Raw genomic sequence first — 19,045 nt, 5'->3', positions numbered from 1 at the left:
TTCAGCTTTACATGAAGTGGTACAACGAAATTCGGTCACATTCGTCCATTGGGTATTTATCACCAGTGGAATATGAGTGTAGTATTTGATTTAACAAAGCGGTGTGCGCAAAAGTGGGTGAGGTTTCACCGACGCGCCACAAGCATGTGGTTCGCTACGCTCGTGTGTCATGACGGAAGATGTGAGTCTTCCTTGCTGTATCTAAGATGAGGGTAGGTCCCTCGAACTCGGTGACCAAACACTGGGATCAAACCACCCCATGCGGCTTCTATTAAGAGTAGAGGTCGTGAGCGATGGGGAAACGGCGAAATCATTCGTCAGGTAGGTTTCATGGAGATGAACGAAAGTGAACCATCCGATGAAGCATCGATATGAAAATACGCTGTCAAAACCAGTGGCTGAGCGTACTGCTGGGATGAGCTTTAACAGTATTTGGGTTTGGATAAAGCGGCAGTCGGTGTTTAGGTGGCATGAACATAAAACAGGCTTTGATACGGAACATGAGAACCTGTCGTTCTGGTGTTAAGGGAGAGACCCAAGTGATTAACACCCATAAGGGTTTGAGTACCAAGACAGAGCACAGGGGCGGATCGCTGAGTAGTAGTGATGAAGCTTCTGTAATGGAAGTGGAGCGAAGGCAGCGACTTGTCCGGTTTCAATCGTTGAGTCAACCGGAAACGGGATGAACTGAATGAACGAAACGAAATCCTTTGAAGTCCCGAAAGCCCTCGTTTACGAAGCTTACAAACGAGTCAAGGCGAGTAGACACGTTATCCGGGCGCCAGGCATAGCCCAAGTTTTTACGTAGTAATTGTCTGTATAGGCATTCAAGGAGGAAGTAAGGCGATGTCGTGTTCGCTAAGGGCATTATTTATTCAAAGAATAAAAGGTCTAAATAGTCTAGCGTAATTTGCCTGACAAGGGGAATTGGACCATACAAGCTGGTGAACGGGAACCACCTATGCGTCACACGCTTGTGGCTCGCTGTGCTCACTTTACCACATGCTGGTTCTGTTTCGGTCCCGTTTACCAAAGCGTTATATGCCCGAAATAATGAAGTCCAACGCTGCGATTATTTCGGAGCGATAAGCTGATAGATCGTAAGTTTCCTTGCCCAGTATAGATCTGTCTACTCCAGCAAGTTGTTGAGTCATAGCAATGTAAGACTTCCCATCAATATCTATTTGTGGGCAAAGCTTGGTAATGGCTGATGCGCCAGAGATTGAAGATGGGCTCAATGGAATCACAATGGTGGTTCTTAGCTCATCGAGAAGGTTCGATTGAATATCAAGTAGTAGTGGGTAAAGCTTTTTTGTTCTGTTGTTTGAGTTTCTGTAGGCGATGAATTGAGCCATTAAAAGGACCTCAGATCATCACTAAAGGTACCATGCTCCTCCACTATCTGGTTGTATGAAGCAATAGTATCTCGATTCTCTTCGCGCCATAGCTCGCGCTGCTTTTCGTTAACTATTTTAATTAGGGCCGATTCAAGAGTAGCGGATAAATTGATCTTCAGTGACTTGGCTTTTGAAAGTAAATCACTGTTTATACTGACATTTGTCGGCTTTTTGGGGGCCTGGGAATTATAAGATTGTTGCATGGTCTTGCCCTTGTCCACATACTTGTAGGTCTGCGATGCGCATATATTATGTGCATTAATCATATAATAATCGCATGCGGTGGGCAACCTACGCTCAACTGATGCGGGCGTTAGCGAACCCGTCATATTTCGGTGCAGTTAGAATCGGAATTTGGGCAAAGGTAAATTGAGGATGAGCTCTATTATCATCATAGGTCACTTAATTGCGTTTCTTGGTCTGTTTTCTCTTTACGCGGGAGCAATGGTTTTTGGAGGTATTATCTTTTTCCTGGGTGGCTTCATTGCAGGAAAGTTATTTATATGTCTGCGCAGTGGTGGCGTTTTGACCATGGTTGTTTCAATTGCATACGGTTACCACAATGAATTTACTCCAACAGTTTTATTTATAATATTTGTTGGTTTTGTTTTCGCGTGTTTCAACACTAAACGACGCTCTGATAACGGTTGGGGTATTGATATGGATTTCTCGTCTTTTGGCTCCAGTTCTGATAGTGGAGGAGACGGCGATGACTAGCAAGGCGTTATGTGCAAGCAGGCTACATGAAAATCAAAGAGAAAATTATGTGAGCGAACATAAGATTACGCGCTTGAATGGATATCTCGAAAGAGCACCAGCGATTAGCTGATTGTAAGGGGGTGAGCGACTTCGGTTGCCGAATACTCAACATGATTAAGATCATTTCATTTTTTGCGGCACTGTTAATCAGCCACAATGTCTTTCCCAATAATGATGTCAGAATATTCAATGATAAAGAGTATGGATATTTAGCCAAATATCCAGCCAATTGGATAGCGAAAATTAATAGGTCGGGTCGGGTAATAGCTGATATTGCGAATAGAAGTAATACTGCCGGTGTCAATATTAGAATCTATCGATTTAAAGGGTTCAGTGAGAGAAGTTATATTGATCGCTATGCAGATAAAGTTCAGAAACAGCTCAATGCGCCAGTGAAAGATGTAGATCGCTCATTCATTGATTCACAAGTAGCCTATGATATTTACTTTGATGCAGATGGTCTAAGAAAAGATTATAAATTACATCACCGATTATACTGTTTTCTGATATGAATATTGCGTTTGTGTTGCAATCTGGCTGTTTGTTGAGAGAGGCTGTAGATGATTGTCAGACTATAGAGTTCGTGATGGACTCTGTTTGGATATATAATCGCTCGAAGCTTAGGGCACCATAGAAACATGCTTGTTATCAATATTGGATTGCAACCTATACCTAAACACCTATCTGACGTCCCTAAGGTGCGCCCGGCCACTTATTAGGATGCAAAAATCCCTGTAGGCTGACTCGCATAGTATAGTAATCGGCTTTTCGGGATCTCAATTAGGTTGGGCATTGGTATCAAATATTCGAGTCGGTGTAGATGATCATGCTTGTCGAATCCAACCTGTAATGAGCACTACAACGTGTTGTCCAAACAGTATAGCAAAGCGAATTATTGGAGTATGGGCACCAGCACTTTATTAACTCTTCTTGCTAGCGTCACTATTCGACCAGTCGGAAACAGATCAATGAATAATGACAATTCAATATTACAGCGTGATCGTTACGCAATGACGCCATTCGTGAGGATTCATCGGAAGACTGTCAGTTCATGCAAGAGTAAATTCAGGATCGTCATTTGAAAGTAAAATTGGATCTTTACCTCTAGTATAGTTTCCTTGGACGGTGAAAGTGAATCTGCATGTAGGCCGATGTCTATGATCACACGACCGCTTGTCTTGAAATTTCAGTTGAGCGTTGGTGAATCGAATCCTATGCATAAAAGAACAATCAAGTTACCCATCTATGCATCACTGGTTTTGTGGTCATGTGACTGCACTCCTTTTACTGCTTAATCGGCTTTATCACGCTTGGCTTCTTATAGTGCCGCTATGCATTGAGGAATTGAGATGTTCGACTTTATTAAAATACTTATTTTTGGTGGCGTAACCGTTGTAAATAGTAGCCCGGTGACATTACATGATGAGCCGACCGTTATAGCACTTGATCAGAGACTCAAGGCTATCAATTGCTCGGCTTCTATTAGTGTTGATGTGACTGAGTACGTAGAAAGCAGAGACTATCGCGACTTTGTACGGCAAATCGAAAGTAAATTTGAGAAGGGCTGTCTGAAGGCTACACTCGGTTCGAAAGATGGTGATGCGGTAATTTTTGATGTGCCATCCGTTGCGTGGGGGTCTCCTGAAGACGTCTCAATTAATCTTAGAGCAGGCAGCGGACTATCTAGTGGCAGCAGCTTTGAGGTGCTGACAATAGAGTCGTGCCTGCCGCTTAGTTCTACTACGATAAAGTGGTATAACTATGGAAAATTCAGCTGTGAACCTTAAGAATACTGAGCAATCTTCCAACTGTACAAGCTGCTTGTATGGGCTGCTGCTGCCCCTGGTATTATGCGAGTGAGGTAACGGCAGAGCCTTTAGATTGCCTGTCAAATCATGATTCGATTATCAGTCTGGATAACGGATTGGAGCGCCTACCCCTAACATACACCAGAACCAGGCGATTATTCTTTAGAGCCTGTTTGGTGTTTCTACATACAAACGGAACTTAAATTCTGTAGTTTGGTCATCTTCTTTAGAGAGGGTGGCCATGAAGAATGCGTTGATTGGAATGGTGTTTATAACAATATTAGCTGGCTGTGAGAAAGCGGGTGAAGAGCACGTCACTGTGGAGGCTGATATCCAGCCCCCTGTAGAGATGGATAGGTGGATTCCACTGTCAAGAACGGCAGGTATTGCGATATTCGAACCTGGTACATATGACAAGTTGGACTTGTCCGAGATGGAAATATTAAGGTTGAACTCTGAAATGCAGGTGATCGCTCAGGGTGGCCCTGTAAATGGTCGTATACTTTATTATAGGAATGGGGCCTGGCACCCGGTTAACGTGATGTATGAATTGAAGCAGAGCTTAAGGTATGTGCACTAGTCAGAATATGATAAACCCGATCAAGTATCTGCCAGCCTTTGGGCTACACTGAATCGTACTGCGAAGAAAACCTGCTGCAATCTCTACCGGTAATTATGCCAGTGTTTCTACTCCGAAGTGCCTCCACTTATGCGCAACTGTGTAAACGCAGTGTGTTTGATGTTTGATGTTGGATGTTTAGAGCGTGCTTTGTATGAAATTCTATAGAGAGAATCAATATCGACCAAGGTGTGAAGGTCTTTTTAGCGATTATAGGGAGAAAATACACCGTCTGATTCCAAGTGCAAGAGTGGAGCACATTGGATCATCCTCAATCCCAGGATTAATTTCCAAAGGTGACTTAGATATCTTTGTGGGAGTGAATCCACAGGTTCATGAAAGATCCGTTACGATGTTGACTTCTCTCGGATTTAAAATAAAAGAAAATACGTTGAAAACACCAGAGTTGTGTATGCTAGGCAGGGAAGATCAAGATGTGGCGTTGCAAGTTGTGGTCAATGGATCTCGATATGAGTTTTTCATTGAATTTAGAGATAAATTAATACAGTCGCCAGAGTTATTGAAAAGGTATAATGATTTAAAAAAATCCTGTGTGTCTTTAGGGGTTGATGAATATCGCGAGAGAAAGTCAAATTTTATCGAGCAGATACTGGGGCTTGATCGGATTCGATGTTGAAGCTCCGTATACACACGATGATGTATTAATAGTCGCTAGGGCCTATCCCGGTTCCTGTATGGATAGGTAGGCGGAAAGTCGGTGTAGTTGGAGTTACATTTTAGTGTCACTTGATATCAACGTTGATAAGCAGTAGTTATCAAACTGATATTCAGCCAGAGTGTATTATGAAAGCTTATGAAATTTAACCATATTGGCATTCCTGTTACGGGTAGGTTTGAGGGGGAAATAGATCTTCCTCACTTGCAAATGACCGTATCTAATCATGAGAATAACCCCTATGGAATTCAGTGGCAGCGTTACTGGGAAGGTGCACCCTATCCTGAAATAGTTAAAACGATTCCGCATGTGGCTTTTGTAGTAGAGAATCTGCGGCTTGAACTAAAGGGTAAGAAGGTTATAGTTGAGCCAAATTCACCGAGTGATGGCTTAATCGTAGCGTTTATTGAGGTAAATGGTGCGCCGGTTGAGTTAATGGAATATGAGAAGTAGATATATCTCTATGTTAATAGAATTGCGTTTATAGTTTATCTGGCGCTGCTGTCTAACAAGGTAAAGACTGATTCGATGAAATGAGCAGGTATCGATTTACAAACCAAAAATGCCAATAGTCATGAGTATGACTGGCAGTGTATTTCAAGGAGTCGATCGAATATGAAATTAGGCAGCACTGTGCCTATACTGCGGAGTTTTGACGAGGCCAAGGCCAAAGAGTTCTATATGGATTTTCTTGGTTTCAGTTTGGATTGGGAGCATCGCTTTGACGTTGATGCGCCCTTGTATATGCAGTTATCAAAAAATGATTGTGTTTTACATTTATCCGAGCATCATGGAGATAGCTGCCCGGGAACCGCCTTGCGCATTCAAACATCCGGTTTGGATGAGTTTCAACAGCAGTTGCTCGGGAAGCGGTACAAGAACTCGCGGCCCCATATACAAGAGATGCCTTGGGGCAGTAAAGATATGACCATTGCTGATCCATTTGGCAATAAATTAACGTTCACTGATTCAGTTGGTTAGTTCCATAGGTCGTCAATATTCATTAGGATCAGAAAGAGAAAACAGGGAGGACTTATGAAAGGTAAGTGTTTGTGTGGAAGTATCGAGGTGGAGGCACCCGATCAGACGGATCTCGGGGTATGTCACTGCACTATGTGTCGGCGTTGGACTGGTGGACCGATGTTTGCGGTACATTGTGGTTCCGATGTGAAATTCATTGGTGATACACCCACCCGTTACCAATCCTCCGACTGGGCCGAACGTGGCTTTTGCCCCAAATGTGGTTCCCATCTTTTCTACTATCTTTTGCCTAATAATGAGTACGTGCTCACTGCTGGATTGTTTCAGGATCAGGAATTTACGTTTTCCAGTGAAATATTCATTGATGAGAAGCCAAGCTATTATGAGTTTGGTAACCAAACCAATCAGTTAACAGGGCAACAGGTGTTCGAGCAATATTCTCCAGATTGACCAGGCTTTACCTGTTGTGCGGAGTACGAAACATCAGTGGATGCCCGATTGAATTTATGGATGCAATGCAAATGCAATCTCGTTCTTTTTTATCATTACCCGTCTGCCTGCTGGTCAGTATTATGCTAACCGGTTGCAATACACCGTCGTACAACCCGGATGATCCGGATGAATACGTGGAGTATTGGTGTGATCCGGCACACAGGCAGCGTGCCATACCACCTGATCGGGAATGGCGGCGCAATATCGAATATCAATCTGAAGAGTTGTACCGGCAAGCCTGTATCGAACAGTACCGACTGCATGCCAACTAATTGATCCTACCTTTGGCAACGCAGTCATTTGGATGAGCGTTCTGGTTGATCATCAGCTTTCTTTTTGTTGCGTATAGCATTGGTAGGGGCGAGGCCTGTACCGGAATCAAGGTCCCCAAGTGTATCCCGCTATCCGGGTTTTCGCGGTCGCGGGGCGCATGCTGTTTGCCGCCGCGGCCCTTAATGGGGAAATCTGAGGTGCAAAGTTGAGGTGGTGCTTTGCTCTTCGGCACTGAACAACAAAACGCGCTTCCAATTACCGGATAACTGGTTGATGATGAACCATTCTTTGTTGTGAATTCCACGTCGGAGGCACTATGTGGTTGCAAACGCGTTGTGAATTGAAGTTCATTATTGATGTTCCTACCCCTTTTGTGTTGATGTTGAGGCCCAGAAGTGGCGCGCAACAGTGGGTTGCCAATGAGGAATATCTGCTCAACCCCACTGTACCGGCTTATGAGTTTACCGATGATTTCGGTAATCTATGTCAGCGTCTGGTGGCGCCTGTAGGGCATTTTTCGGTGAATACCTCTGCCCGCATCAAGGCTTCGGATACGGTTGATCAACGGCCGGGTGGCGAGTTCATTGAAATTCAGAATCTACCGGACGATGTTTTTAAGTATCTTCTACCCAGCCGCTACTGTGAATCCGACCGATTCGGCGATATGGCCACGGAGATTACCTATGGGCAATGGCCAGGCTATGACCAGGTGGCGATGATCGAACGCTGGTTACACGATAATGTGCCTTTCCAGCCGGGCACCAGTACCGTGCCGCTGTCGGCGATCGAGGTAAATCTGCAGCAGTCCGGGGTTTGCCGTGATCTGGCTCATCTGGGCATCGCCCTGTGCCGCAGCCTCAGTATTCCGGCGCGCATGGTGGTGGGTTATCTGTATGGATTGCAACCAATGGAAATGCACGCCTGGTTTGAAGCCTATGTAGCGGGGCGTTGGTATACCTTTGATGCAACTCAAATCCGCAAGAATGGTGGCTACGTGTCCATTGGCTATGGCAGGGATGCGGCGGATGTGGCCGTTTATAATCAGTTTGGCCCAGCGGTGTTTCCCATTGAGCAATATGTGAGCGTTGATAGGGTGTAACCTGCGGCCAGGTTTTAACAGGTTGAAAACAAACGGAGAGAGCAAACGGTGAGTGGAAAGACGATAGCTTCTGTGCTGCAGAATGTGATTTTGCCGGTGGTCACGGTGGGCACTGCCACCATGGTGGCGTGGTTGAACTACTCCGTTTCCCGTGTGGATCAAGGATTAAAAGAGCAGATTGCGGCCGTGGATATCGCGATCAAAGAGGCCAGGGACGAGCGCGAAAAAATCAATGCCGAGCGTGAATTCAATTTCAGGATCTATGACCTGGTGCTGAATTCGCTGGAAGAGGGTAATCAGCAGAAGCAGGAAGTGGCCAAGCAATTCGTGTTGGTGATGGTGGATGGGGAGTTACGCAAGCGTCTTTTGGGTGTGTTGGAAGAGGGTGGCACGGAAGAGATCAAACGGGAAACAGCACAAGTCCTGGCGCAGGAACGGGTCTATGAATCCGGCCAGATGGACGTGTTGAGAACCGCTCGTACCACTACACCGTCTTTCAATTGGGAAGATTGGGATTACGATATTTTCTGGTGTTCGGAATCCGGTGAGGGGGCACAACAGCAGGCGGTTTTGATTCAGGACCAATTGTTGAAAGAGGGTGCCGCGGGCCGGATTCGCGTGCGTGAACTGCCGGCTTCCATTAATGCAAAAACCGGGTACAAGATCTCAGGCTATGTAATTCGCCGTGGTGAGTCGGAAACATCCCAGGCCCGGGCGCTGCAAACGCTTTCTGAACAGGTGCTGGCCGATAACGGGTTCCCGGCGGCATTCCAGCAGCAGCTTTCACTTCAGCAAACCAAATGGTATATCAGTGCCTTTGTGTGTCCTTGAACCAGGTGCAGCACCGCTGCAGGTGGAGCGGTCAACCGGTTATGTGCTGGGTGGCGTGAGCCCACTGGGTCAGAAGAAGCGTTTGAAAACCGTCATGGATGCATCGGCCCTGGAATGGGAAACGGTGTTTGTCAGCGCAGGTAAACGTGGCCTTGAAATAGAATTGTCACCGGCTGACCTGAAAGCTTTGTTGGGCGCGGTTGTTGCCAGCATTACGCAATAAATCCAAGCTACCCTACTGCACCTGTATTTTCTCCAGATCCAGGGATTCGAAGTGGCCTTCATTATTGATGACCGCGCCCCAGACCTGATGGCTGGCCTGATGGTCGGAGGCGCTGAAAGACAACGGTTGTCCGATGCCCAAATCGATGTCCTGCATTGCTTCCAGGCGATCGATCACCTCCTCAACATCAAAGTAACGGCCGCTTTTCTGCAATGCCAGGCAAAACAGGCGTGCCACCACGTACCCTTCCAACGAGACAAACCCCGCTGGTTCGCTGGGATAGTACTGTTGCATGGCTGAGCGGTATTCCAGCACGCCGGTGGCGTAGGCATCGTACATGGGCACTACCTGCGAGACGATGATGCCTTCACCACTATTACTTTCCGACTCGCGTAAGGTTTCGGCCAGTGCCTCCGAGCCCACAAATGATACGTTGGCAATGCGGCCCCGGTAGCCATTGATGGCCATCAGTTTGGTGAAGCGGGCGCTGGCGGGGTAGGTGCCGATAACGATAACCCCCTCCAGACTGGGGAGCAGCGGGCGAAACAGGGCAATGGCATCCATAACCCGGGTGGTATTGCGGGGGTAGGTTGCCGTGGGCAGATCGTGAATATCCACCCCGTATTGAGCAATGGCATTTGAGACGCCGGACAAGCCATCCCGTCCGTAGCTGTCATTCTGGTAAAAAACCGCGATGTTGCTGGGGTTCATCTCCAGGATTTTGACAAAGTAATGTACCAGGGCCGCGGTTTCTTCGGCGTAACTGGCACGGTAGTTAAAGACATAGCGATCCGGTGGATCGTTGCGCAGTAGCTGGGCACCACTGAACGCACCGAACAGCAACACTTTATTGTCGAGAACATGGGGCAGAATGGCTTTGCTGGTAGGGGTGCCGACATTGCCTATGAGGGCGAACACGCCCTTATCCTGATCCAGGAAATCCTCCATATTAGCTTGTGCCTGGGCTGGCTCGTAGCCATCGTCCAGTGCGTGTAAATCGATCTTGCGGCCGTGGATACCGCCCTGTTCATTGATGCCCTTGAAATAAGCCAGCATGCCGATGCGCATGGCCCGGCCCAGCTCCCGCGCGCTGCCACTGAAGGCGGCGCTCATGCCCAGTTTGATTTGATCATGACTGATGCCACGCTGTGGCTGGGCCAGGCCAGTGGCATACATCAGGTGATCACTGACGGTATAGCGCCAGCCTGGCACCAGATAGATTGTCAGTGCGCAGAGGAAGATCAGTGCTGCCGTAATGCCGGGCCAGAACCGACGTGAGTGGCCAGAGGAAGACGTGGCGGGCGCCGGTTGAGTGAATGGCGATGGTTGGCCAGGCGAATGGGGCGAGGAGGCCGCAAGAGAGGGTTCGCGGCTGACGAATGGCGAATTGCCGGCCTCGACGAACGCCGCAATGGAAATGGGTTGGGCAACACCGGGCTCGGGCAGGGAACCAGGCGCCTTGTTTTCCGCCGGGTTGGCGATGGCCGGGGCCACAATACGGGTGCGGTCGTCCATGGCCTCCACTTCGCCACGGGCCCCGCAGCGGTTGAACAATTGCTGGAACCGCTTGGCATCCTGTTGTGAGATATTCTTGCGCAACACCACCCGTTTGCCGCTGAACAGGGTTTTCAGTTGTTGATCCGAAAACTTGAAGGCTTTTTGCAGTTGCTGCTTGCTGGTGTGCGGATCCCCACCGGCCAGCAGTTCACCACGAAACACGAATTGGTAAAGGCTATCGTCGGCTGCTGTGGATGGGGTTTGCTGTGACAACTGCGCAGTCTGGCGGGCGCATATGGAGAACTCCCGCCATAATTCGGCGGTGGAGCCGTAGCGCTGTTCGCGCTCGATTGCCATCGCTTTGTATACCACCGGTTGGAGGATTTCACAGGCAGGGTCCTGCAGTGTGTAGCTGGCAAGAGCCGGCGGTAGCTCTTTCATCTGTTTGTTCATGATGATTTCACGGCTGGCGCCCCGGTAAGGGGCCTCGCCGGTGATCATGAAATGCAGAATGGCACCAATACCGTAAATGTCCGCCAGATGATTGATGTTGGTGCCCCGAATCTGCTCGGGTGCCAGATAACCGGGCGTACCCATCACCGTACCCAGCTGGGTGTGCTTGAGGTTTTCCTCATGCATGGGTTTGCTGATGCCGAAATCCACCACTTTTACCGTGGTGTCGTTACCCGACAGGGTGGCCACCATCACGTTACCGGGTTTCAGATCCCGGTGCACAACATTCTGTTGATGGGCGGCGTTGATGGCGCTGCACAAAGGCTCCATTAACCAGGCAATATTGGCCAGACTCAGCCCTTTCTGCTGGAGCACAATGTCCGCCAGAGACGCGCCTTCCAGGTATTCCAGGATCAGATACACCAGGCCATCCTCGGTGCTGCCAAAGTCCAATACGCTGACGATATTGGGGTGATTCAGATGGCTGCAAATGCGGGCTTCACGCAGGAACAGTTGCACGAAATCCTCGTCGTGAAAACTGGGCAGTAACATTTTGACCACCACTTTACGGGCCAGACTCAACTGTTCGGCCAAATACACGCGGCTCATGCCACCATCGGCCAGCATGCGGTCAATGCGATAGGTTTCTTTAAGGGTGCGGCCGATCAACGGGTCGCTCATGGTCTGCCCTTGGCTTTTTATGGGTCATTTGTTTTGAGTATAGTTGAGAGATTCATACTTTATTTTGAGACTCGGCAAGAAACTGTCTAAACTTAATAGATGATTCTCATCTGGGGAGGGATCTGTGAGACCGGGAGGCCACAGAGCAATTTTTATCGGGGCATTTAATGGAATCCAACACTACATTTAGCGTTCAGTTTACGGGCGAATTTCTGGATCATGTGGCACTAGTCCTGCTGCAAAGGGTAGTACCATTCCGGCCGTGACCGCAGATTATCCTGGGGATATCGATACTCGGGGTTGGGTTCAAACAGCAGAATGTTGAACCAACTGTTTGGCGAGGACAGCAAGGCAATCCAGAAGCGCAACTGTGACAAATTAATCCCGGATTCCACCCATTGCCCTTCACCATTGGCGAGATCCACCGGGTCCATAATGTTGAGATAGCCGGGATTGAGGGGCCGGTCCACCGCCTTGCCTTCGTCGCGCCACCAGTAATGCAGAGTGCGTACCGACCACAAATAGCCGAAATGATAGGCGGTGGGATTGTACTGCCAGGAGGCGATGCGGTCCGGGTTCACCCGATAGTGGTGTTCCCGTTGCTGCACAATATCGGCAGCGCGATCCAGCGCCGCGCGGGCCCGGTTCAGGTGCAGGTTGGCTTGTGTTGTGTCACTTCCGTAGGCGGCCGTTTGCGAGTGCACGGTGGCATACAGGTGGAGCACTTGTTCTGCTCTAAGGGCCGTGATCTCCATGGCATCTTTGATCTCCAGATAGAGTTTTGTGGCGTTGGCCGGAATGCGTTGTTGCAACGCCTGCAGGCGATTGAATTGCTCGCGCAGCTCACGGGCGGTGGTGGTCAGCAGGGGGTGCAGTTGAGTCTCGAAATTAATTTTCCGGCTGGCAGGCAGCAATGGATTGTCCAACTCCAGCATACCCACCTTGCGGGGTTGGGTTTCCAGCATACCCAGTAGTTTGGCAACGTCATCCCAGGCTTCCCATCCCTGCAGGTAGGCCTGGGCGTTAAGCAGGGCTGGGTTTTCAGGGGCCACGCCATTCACTTCACCCTGAATAAACAAACGTTGCTGCAGATCAATCCAATCCAGCAGAATCGCGGTGACATCGGTCGCGGTACCGGCGAAGGGTTTCACCACCGCTTGAAGCGCGTGTTCCAGAGCCGTTTTATGGTCTGGAATGTTGAGCAGGGGATTCCAGGCCGCCCGTGCTGTGATGACATCATTGAGCCAGTAGCCCCATTCCCAACCACTGGAAAAGTTGACCTGGCCCTGAATGGGATTGCCGTTGCTTTCATCGCGGGCAATCAGGCGCAGATCAAACAGACGCCGGTCGGCGTACAGCGGCAGGAACAGGGGTACATCGATATCGTAACTGACCCAATAGGCGGTTTCCGGATAATAAAGTACCTCCCGCCGGCCGGCTTCCAGGCGCAGATAATCATGCATAAAGTTAAAGTTGTCGTTACTGTAGGTGTACGCAGGGCCTTGCAGATCGTAGTACTGCACGGTATGGGGCATGACCCCCAGCAAGGGATCGGCGTAGTAGGGTAGAAAGTTAAAATTCAGGGGCTTCCCCGTGCGTGGATCCGTAAAATTCTCCGCTTGTTGGTCTTGGGTACAATGTACTTTTACATAGCTGCGTTTGCCGTATTGTTGCCAGCTGTAACGGGCCACCTCGTTCATCCAGTCCAGCATCAGTTGGTCATCGGGGTGAGTGAATTCACTGAACCCCATTTCTATTTCGAAGTAATCGAAGCCCGCCCGATCGAGCCAGTCAATGGCGGAGCGAATTTGCTCAAGCTCGTTGCCGGACTGCCGCACCATGGTCCAGGCGTGTTGCTGGCGAAACACGATGGGCGCATCGATGCCCACCGCCAGGCCCCATTGGTGGGCCATGTCCACCAGAATATTGAGGCGTCGCTGGCGCTCGGGGCTGTCGGCAAAGGGCTGCCAGGATTCCGCCATCAGCAGAAACCATTCCACCCGGTTCTGGCGGTTGGCCACCGCCCATTCCAGAAAGCGCTCCCACTCCGTCAGCAGGGCTTCCCAGCCCGCCAGATCATCTGGCCCCTCGGGCCCCCAGCCATTCAAAACATGGGTTAATTCCAGCGGATGTTGAGTGTGGATGTGCCAGGCACGGATAGGCCAGTGGGGGGATTCCTGTTGCGCGTGCAGGCCCGTCCAGTTCAGTGCCGATGGTAAGGTCGGTTCCAGTGGGTGTAGAAAGGCGAAACCCAGTTGTTCCAGCAGGGCATAGGCTGCGTAGAGATCGCCTATGTTACGCCCTTCTTGCAATAGATTATGCTCTTCACCCGGGTTCCCCTGGGCGAAAGTGGCCCTGATGATTGCGTCTGAGTTCAGGGGCTTGAGAGGTAGGGTTCGGATGGCAAATGCTTCGGCACGGTTATCTAATAGAGGGGTGTCGCTCCACCGCCGCCAGTCTCCTGTGTTGCCGAAGATCAGTACGCTGGCCCCTGGTGGAAGGTGGTCAAGTGGGTAATCCCCGTCCAGGATGGTGACTGAAGATGCTGATTTCAGGTGCTGCAGAATGTTCATTCTGGGGGATGCGGCGAAATCCTCAGAAAATTTCACAAAGAGAGTCGTTGTTGTTACATCATTTCCCGCATTGTCCCGGGCACCACATCCCGAAAAAACTATAAGCAGCGCAAGCCAGCAAAGCTTGGTAGGAATGGGATGCAGAATACGCGCTGTATTAGCCATAACAAGGGAAGTGTCAGCCCGATTAACGATGGAGAAAGGGTAACATGCCAATGGGCAGGCAGGTTCATACGAAAGGCGGACTCAGCCGGCTTGGGTTCGCAGCAACTAAATACAGAAACTGGCCATCAACTGATGGCCAACTCCTTGATGCGCCGTTTCAAAGCCGCTTTTGACACGTGCAGCTCATCCACCATTTGTTCCAAGTTACCGGCGCAACGTTGATAACTGTTGGTCAACTCGTCCACGCTGAGATCGCCGGCTTTGCGCACATTGGGATTGGCTTCGATCATCTTATACAGCGCCGCGCGGGAGATATTCAGATCCTGAGCGGTGTTTTTCAGATCCCAGCGCTGGCGTTGCAATGCTTCCAGTAACTCCGGTTCATCAATGGTGCTGGGTTTGCGGCGGGGTGGGGCGATGGGATCGGGTTCCGCTGCTTTGACGTATTCACGAATGTTACCCTCAGGTACCGGTGTCTCTTCCTGCTCAATGCCATTGCCGTTATTCTTCAGGTCTTCTTCCGCCTGGCGCTGATTTTCTTCCAGCAGCATCGCTTCCACCCGGGGGGGGATGCTGGTGAAATTGGCCAGGCGATTGTGAATGGCAACCTGGCGGGCAACGTTGCGCATCTGGCGAATATTACCGGGCCAGTCGAATTCCAGGGCGTGGCGGAAAAACTGATACCACAGCATTTCGGAATTGGGGTCCAGTTCCTGATAGTGGCGCTGTTCGGCTATGGCATCGAATTCAAAGCGTAAGAATTCCGACAACAGCAGGCCAATATCCGGTTTGCGCTGGGCCAGGCGGGGAATCCAGATTTCAAAGCCCGCCAATCGTTGCAGCAGGGGGTTGCGGAAATCCTGGCTTTCCAGTTTGCTTTCCAGATCCGCATCGGTGGCGGCTACCAGCCGCACATCCACTTTCAGAGTCTCGGTACCGCCCACCGGGCGCACTTCGCTGGTTTCCAGGGTACGCAGTAAGGCCACCTGAACTTCATCGGGGGCGTCACCGATTTCATCCAGAAACAAGGTGCTGTTGTTGGCCTGGGAAAAGTAACCGGGCTTGTCTTTGTTGGCGCCGGTGAAGGAGCCTTTTTTGGCGCCGAACAATTCCGAGATAGCCAGGGATTCCGGGATGGCACCCACGTTGACTGCCAGCATCGGCCGCGTGCAACGGGGACTGGCGTTGTGCAGGGCACTGGCCACCAGCTCCTTTCCGGTACCGGTTTCACCCCGAATCAGCACCGGCACATTGAGGTCGGCGACCCGGTCCACTGAGCGGCGAATATTTTCAATGCCTTCGCTGACCCCCAGCATTCGGTGCATATTGGGGCTGCGGCGATCCGGTGTCAGGCTGTGCAACACCACTATGACCCGGCCCCCCAGCTCCATGACCACGCCGTTTTTCAGTTGTTCTTCAAAAATGTAGTGCTGGGCGCGGATGTGAATGCCATCAATGCGAATGCCGGTGCCTTCCGGATGGGGGGTAATCAACAGTCGGCCGTTCAGTTGCTGGATGGTGATGGGCTTGCGGCTGATGTAACGATCGTCCAGGCAATAGGTGTTTTTTGAGTAGGGTACACCAAACTCCGGCTCCAGGCGGGACAGGGTAAAGACCTTGCCCTGATCCAGCCCCTCCAGGTAGGTGGTGGCACCGATGCGCTTCCAGTCGCTGTGATAGGCGATGGTCATGGCATACAGGCTGATCTGGCTGCTGAAGCTAACCGGCCGCTCCGCGCCCCACATGGTTGTATCGTTGCTCATTCCCGGCTCACTGCGTGGATGTTGTTATTAGAAGGATGTCAGCTTCGGGATTGTAACGGTGGGGGCCGGAAATTACCACGTGGGCGAACGTTCAGCCGCCGATCAATACCGTGGGGCAACCCATTACAATGGTGCCGCCATGGGCGGTGGAATCCCCCATGCGGGCCGCCGGTTTACCGCCGATCATGACGGTGGCGCTGCCTTTTATGATGCTGTCCGGCGGGCCGACGCAGACGCACATGCTGCCCATGCCCGCCGCCGGCATCTTGCCGATTAACACGGTGGGGGCCGAAGGCATGACAATCGGGCCTCCCACATGGGGAATCGGCACCGGGGCGGGTGTCTGCATGGGGCAAACGTGGTTGTCACCGATGCGGGCTGCGGGCTGTCCCATGGTTGGTCCTCCAGAAAAAAGTTAGTTGATCATCACCAGGCCGCCCTGCATTTTCAACATGCCGCCGCCTTTTACTTCGGTCATGGCGCTGCCGTTGATTTTCACCATGGTGCCGGTGATGGTCACGCCGCTGGGATCGATCTTGATACTGTTGGCACCCACTTTCAGCTCGATGGACATGTTCGCCTGCAGGGTGATTTTCTGTGCCGATTTGTTGGTAATCGCCCCTGTCACGTCCATGGTTTGTTTGCCGGTTACTTTATGGGTTTGATTGCCGGTGATCTTGAAATCCTGATTGCCCGACACGGACGTTGCGTCATTGCCGGAAACGGAGGTGTCGTTGTCGCCGCCCACGTTCAGGGTTTTGTTGCTGCCGATATCGATGGTCTGGTCGGCGCCGACGCTTTCGCTGTGATTGCCACCCACGTTGGTGCTGCGATCGCCGGCCACATCCAGGGTCTGGTTGCCCTTGCCCAGAGTCTTGCTTTCGTTGCCTTCACTGATGGTGAGGGTACGATCGTTTTTAACCGTGAGGCTCTGGTTGTTTTCAATGTTACCGGTTTCATCCAGATGCACGATGTAGTTGTAGTTCTTGCCGGCCTCAACGTAGATTTCTTCTTCGTTTTCCTTGTCGTCAAAGCGCAGTTCGTTGAATTTCTTGCTCGACGTTTTAATGCCGCTTTGGGTACTGGTATAACCGGGGCCCTGATTGTCCTTATTGTACAACGCGCCCACCACCACCGGCCGATCCGGGTCGCCGTTGATGAATTCCACCAGCACTTCCTGGTTCAGGCGGGGTACAAAACTGGCGCCCCAACCGGCACCGGCGTAAGCCTGTGCCACGCGCAACCAACAGCTTTTGGCTTTGTCCGCCCAGGGAAACTCCACTCTGATCATGCGGTGGGGATCGGCGGTGGCTTTGGAGGCGGATGCATTCAATTCCACCACCTTGGCGGTTAACGGGCCGCGCATCTGCTGTTTGGTTCGGGTGATCGGGGCCCGGTACACCACGGTGGAAGGAATGCAGGTAAAGTTGTTGCGGTATTCGGCATTCTGATCATTCTTGTTGTGGGCAGAATGTTGAATGCGGGTGACCAGATAGGTGTTGCATTCGGATTTCAGGTGGTGCTCCAGGGTAAAGCGGCCACCGGGGAAGAAGCTGCCGGCATAGCCCGAGCCTTTGGCAATGTCGTGGCCGGCTTCCAGACTTTCCAGTTGTACGCCATTCATGCGCTTGTTGCTGGCCACATCGAAATCGTGATCGGCTTCCTTCCCGGATTTATACACAAAATCACTGAATTCCTGCACGGTTTTTTCGCCCGGGCTCTGGGCAAATTTATGCTTGGTGGCCAGTGTCTGTTTGTAGAAATTCTTGGGTGTGTTGTGGTTGTAATCCGACGTTTCAAACGTGCCGGTATGATAGTTCATCTCCCGGTGCCAGCTGAGTACCCTGGCCTTGTCATCCATGTCGGAGCCCACATTGATCTTGACCCTGGATTCCTTGCAATCGGTGTAGGCACTGGTGCTGTCGCCCAATACCATGGTGTGTTCGCTTTCCTTGTGTTCGAAATAGTAAAAGATGCCTTCTTCCTGCATCAGGCGGGTGACAAACTCAAAGTCACTTTCACCATACTGAACGCAGTATTCACGGGTCAGATAGGTGGCACTGGTGTTGTCCTTGAAGTTGCAGAAGTCACCAAACTCACGCAGCACAGAGCTGATGATGTCTTTGGCGCTCATCTCCTCAAAGATACGGTGATGCTGGGATTGGGTGGCAAACCAGAAGCCGGGTACCAGGCGCAAGGTGTATTGGCGAAAATCCCCTTCCAGTTCTCCCAGTGAAAAGCTGTTCACCCGGCCGTGAAAATAACGGGGCGTGTCGGCGTCCTGATGGGTGAGGGTAACGGAGCATTTCTGGCCAATCACATCACTGCTGCTTAAGGCGTGATTTTTTGACAGGATAGTGACCGAAAAATTAAACGGCTGTGAAATCTCCTCGCTGCCCTGCAGCCCGATGGCGATGGCATCTTTGCTGATAAAGCTGGCTGAGATACTGAGAAGTCGATTGTCCTGACTGATTGACATGGCCGGAGCCCCATTACTTTAAGTTGATGAATACGGTAGCCGGATCACAGGGTGGGTGTTGCTCCACCCTGCACCGTGCATACTAAGGCGCGCCTTACTGAGGCTTGCCGGTGGTGAGGTCGTAACCCACTTTCATGTTCTGACCGTTCTTGTTGGTCTTGTCCGCGCCCTGCAGGTCGGCCACGATTTTGGAGTAGCTGAGGCTCATGCTTTCGCCGGGGGCGCTGCCGCCGCTGGCGCTGACGCTGTAAGAGCTGATCAGTACGTCGGTCAGTT

The 19,045-nt window shown here is 50.9% G+C and carries 21 protein-coding genes; 13 read left to right on the top strand and 8 right to left on the bottom strand.

All coding sequences use genetic code 11. From position 1 onward, the window contains the following. The first annotated feature begins 11 nt into the window (after window positions 1–11). Entirely contained in the window at window positions 12–89 is a 78-nt protein-coding gene (locus D9N13_RS24300) for an IS3 family transposase (RefSeq protein WP_411268113.1), read from the top strand. 948 nt (window positions 90–1,037) lie between these two features. Here D9N13_RS24300 and D9N13_RS05015 read toward each other — a convergent pair. Together D9N13_RS05015 and D9N13_RS05010 are read right to left on the bottom strand one after the other, a co-directional pair. Beyond that, window positions 1,038–1,355 carry a CcdB family protein gene (locus D9N13_RS05015; protein WP_290586759.1) on the bottom strand — a complete coding sequence of 106 codons (318 nt, stop codon included), beginning with the start codon at window positions 1,353–1,355 and terminating at the stop codon, window positions 1,038–1,040. Beyond that, window positions 1,355–1,600, bottom strand: coding sequence for a type II toxin-antitoxin system CcdA family antitoxin (locus D9N13_RS05010; RefSeq protein ID WP_290586756.1), 246 nt, complete (start codon window positions 1,598–1,600; stop codon window positions 1,355–1,357). Before D9N13_RS05010 ends, D9N13_RS05015 begins: the two co-directional genes overlap by 1 nt. A 172-nt stretch (window positions 1,601–1,772) precedes the next feature. Here D9N13_RS05010 and D9N13_RS05005 point away from each other — a divergent pair, with 172 nt between their 5' ends. The 12 genes from D9N13_RS05005 (at window position 1,773) to D9N13_RS04950 (ending at window position 9,158) form a co-directional block, all read left to right on the top strand. After that, window positions 1,773–2,114: a hypothetical protein gene (locus tag D9N13_RS05005; protein ID WP_290586754.1), complete on the top strand. Its 342-nt coding sequence runs from the start codon at window positions 1,773–1,775 to the stop codon at window positions 2,112–2,114. A 152-nt stretch (window positions 2,115–2,266) separates the two neighbouring features. Continuing rightward, window positions 2,267–2,668: a hypothetical protein gene (locus tag D9N13_RS05000; RefSeq protein WP_290586751.1), complete on the top strand. Its 402-nt coding sequence runs from the start codon at window positions 2,267–2,269 to the stop codon at window positions 2,666–2,668. Window positions 2,669–3,505: 837 nt separating this feature from the next. Then, window positions 3,506–3,943, top strand: a complete 438-nt coding sequence (locus tag D9N13_RS04995) for a hypothetical protein (RefSeq protein WP_290586748.1) — start codon at window positions 3,506–3,508, stop codon at window positions 3,941–3,943. Between the two features lie 262 nt (window positions 3,944–4,205). Beyond that, window positions 4,206–4,544 (top strand): hypothetical protein, encoded by a 339-nt coding sequence (locus D9N13_RS04990; RefSeq protein WP_290586745.1) that lies wholly within the window; start codon window positions 4,206–4,208, stop codon window positions 4,542–4,544. A gap of 193 nt (window positions 4,545–4,737) precedes the next feature. Continuing rightward, on the top strand, window positions 4,738–5,220 hold the full coding sequence (locus tag D9N13_RS04985; RefSeq protein ID WP_290586742.1) for a GrpB family protein: 483 nt from the start codon (window positions 4,738–4,740) through the stop codon (window positions 5,218–5,220). Window positions 5,221–5,397: 177 nt separating this feature from the next. Further along, complete coding sequence (locus tag D9N13_RS04980; protein WP_290586740.1) at window positions 5,398–5,712, top strand: VOC family protein; 315 nt, start codon at window positions 5,398–5,400, stop codon at window positions 5,710–5,712. Between the two features lie 162 nt (window positions 5,713–5,874). Next, entirely contained in the window at window positions 5,875–6,240 is a 366-nt protein-coding gene (locus D9N13_RS04975; protein WP_290586737.1) for a glyoxalase superfamily protein, read from the top strand. Between the two features lie 54 nt (window positions 6,241–6,294). Continuing rightward, window positions 6,295–6,690 carry a GFA family protein gene (locus D9N13_RS04970; RefSeq protein WP_290586735.1) on the top strand — a complete coding sequence of 132 codons (396 nt, stop codon included), beginning with the start codon at window positions 6,295–6,297 and terminating at the stop codon, window positions 6,688–6,690. 71 nt (window positions 6,691–6,761) lie between these two features. Then, window positions 6,762–7,004 carry a hypothetical protein gene (locus D9N13_RS04965; RefSeq protein ID WP_290586732.1) on the top strand — a complete coding sequence of 81 codons (243 nt, stop codon included), beginning with the start codon at window positions 6,762–6,764 and terminating at the stop codon, window positions 7,002–7,004. Window positions 7,005–7,321: 317 nt separating this feature from the next. Further along, a complete protein-coding gene (locus D9N13_RS04960; protein ID WP_290586729.1) occupies window positions 7,322–8,104 on the top strand; it encodes a transglutaminase-like domain-containing protein in 783 nt (260 codons plus the stop codon). Between the two features lie 48 nt (window positions 8,105–8,152). Further along, window positions 8,153–8,935, top strand: coding sequence for a hypothetical protein (locus D9N13_RS04955; RefSeq protein ID WP_290586726.1), 783 nt, complete (start codon window positions 8,153–8,155; stop codon window positions 8,933–8,935). Beyond that, on the top strand, window positions 8,916–9,158 hold the full coding sequence (locus tag D9N13_RS04950) for a YbaK/EbsC family protein (protein WP_411268131.1): 243 nt from the start codon (window positions 8,916–8,918) through the stop codon (window positions 9,156–9,158). The genes D9N13_RS04955 and D9N13_RS04950 overlap by 20 nt, the downstream gene beginning before the upstream one ends. A gap of 12 nt (window positions 9,159–9,170) precedes the next feature. Here D9N13_RS04950 and D9N13_RS04945 read toward each other — a convergent pair whose 3' ends face one another. The 6 genes from D9N13_RS04945 to D9N13_RS04920 all read right to left on the bottom strand — a co-directional run. Further along, the gene (locus tag D9N13_RS04945; RefSeq protein WP_290586724.1) at window positions 9,171–11,789 is read right to left on the bottom strand and encodes an ABC transporter substrate-binding protein; all 2,619 of its coding nucleotides are present in this window, start codon (window positions 11,787–11,789) and stop codon (window positions 9,171–9,173) included. A gap of 227 nt (window positions 11,790–12,016) precedes the next feature. Beyond that, window positions 12,017–14,398 carry a hypothetical protein gene (locus D9N13_RS04940; protein ID WP_290586721.1) on the bottom strand — a complete coding sequence of 794 codons (2,382 nt, stop codon included), beginning with the start codon at window positions 14,396–14,398 and terminating at the stop codon, window positions 12,017–12,019. A 254-nt stretch (window positions 14,399–14,652) separates the two neighbouring features. Continuing rightward, a complete protein-coding gene (locus D9N13_RS04935) occupies window positions 14,653–16,290 on the bottom strand; it encodes a sigma 54-interacting transcriptional regulator (protein ID WP_290586718.1) in 1,638 nt (545 codons plus the stop codon). Between the two features lie 91 nt (window positions 16,291–16,381). Further along, window positions 16,382–16,684 (bottom strand): PAAR domain-containing protein, encoded by a 303-nt coding sequence (locus D9N13_RS04930; RefSeq protein WP_290586715.1) that lies wholly within the window; start codon window positions 16,682–16,684, stop codon window positions 16,382–16,384. A 21-nt stretch (window positions 16,685–16,705) separates the two neighbouring features. Next, complete coding sequence (locus D9N13_RS04925; RefSeq protein ID WP_290586712.1) at window positions 16,706–18,769, bottom strand: type VI secretion system Vgr family protein; 2,064 nt, start codon at window positions 18,767–18,769, stop codon at window positions 16,706–16,708. A 94-nt stretch (window positions 18,770–18,863) separates the two neighbouring features. Continuing rightward, on the bottom strand, window positions 18,864–19,045 hold a 182-nt coding region (locus D9N13_RS04920; RefSeq protein WP_317622462.1), incomplete at its 5' end, for a hypothetical protein.

It is taken from the genome of Ketobacter sp. GenoA1, assembly GCF_003671475.1.
GTDB lineage: Bacteria > Pseudomonadota > Gammaproteobacteria > Pseudomonadales > Ketobacteraceae > Ketobacter.
Note: the sequence above shows the minus strand (reverse complement) of the source record. Positions and strands in the feature narration are given on the sequence as shown.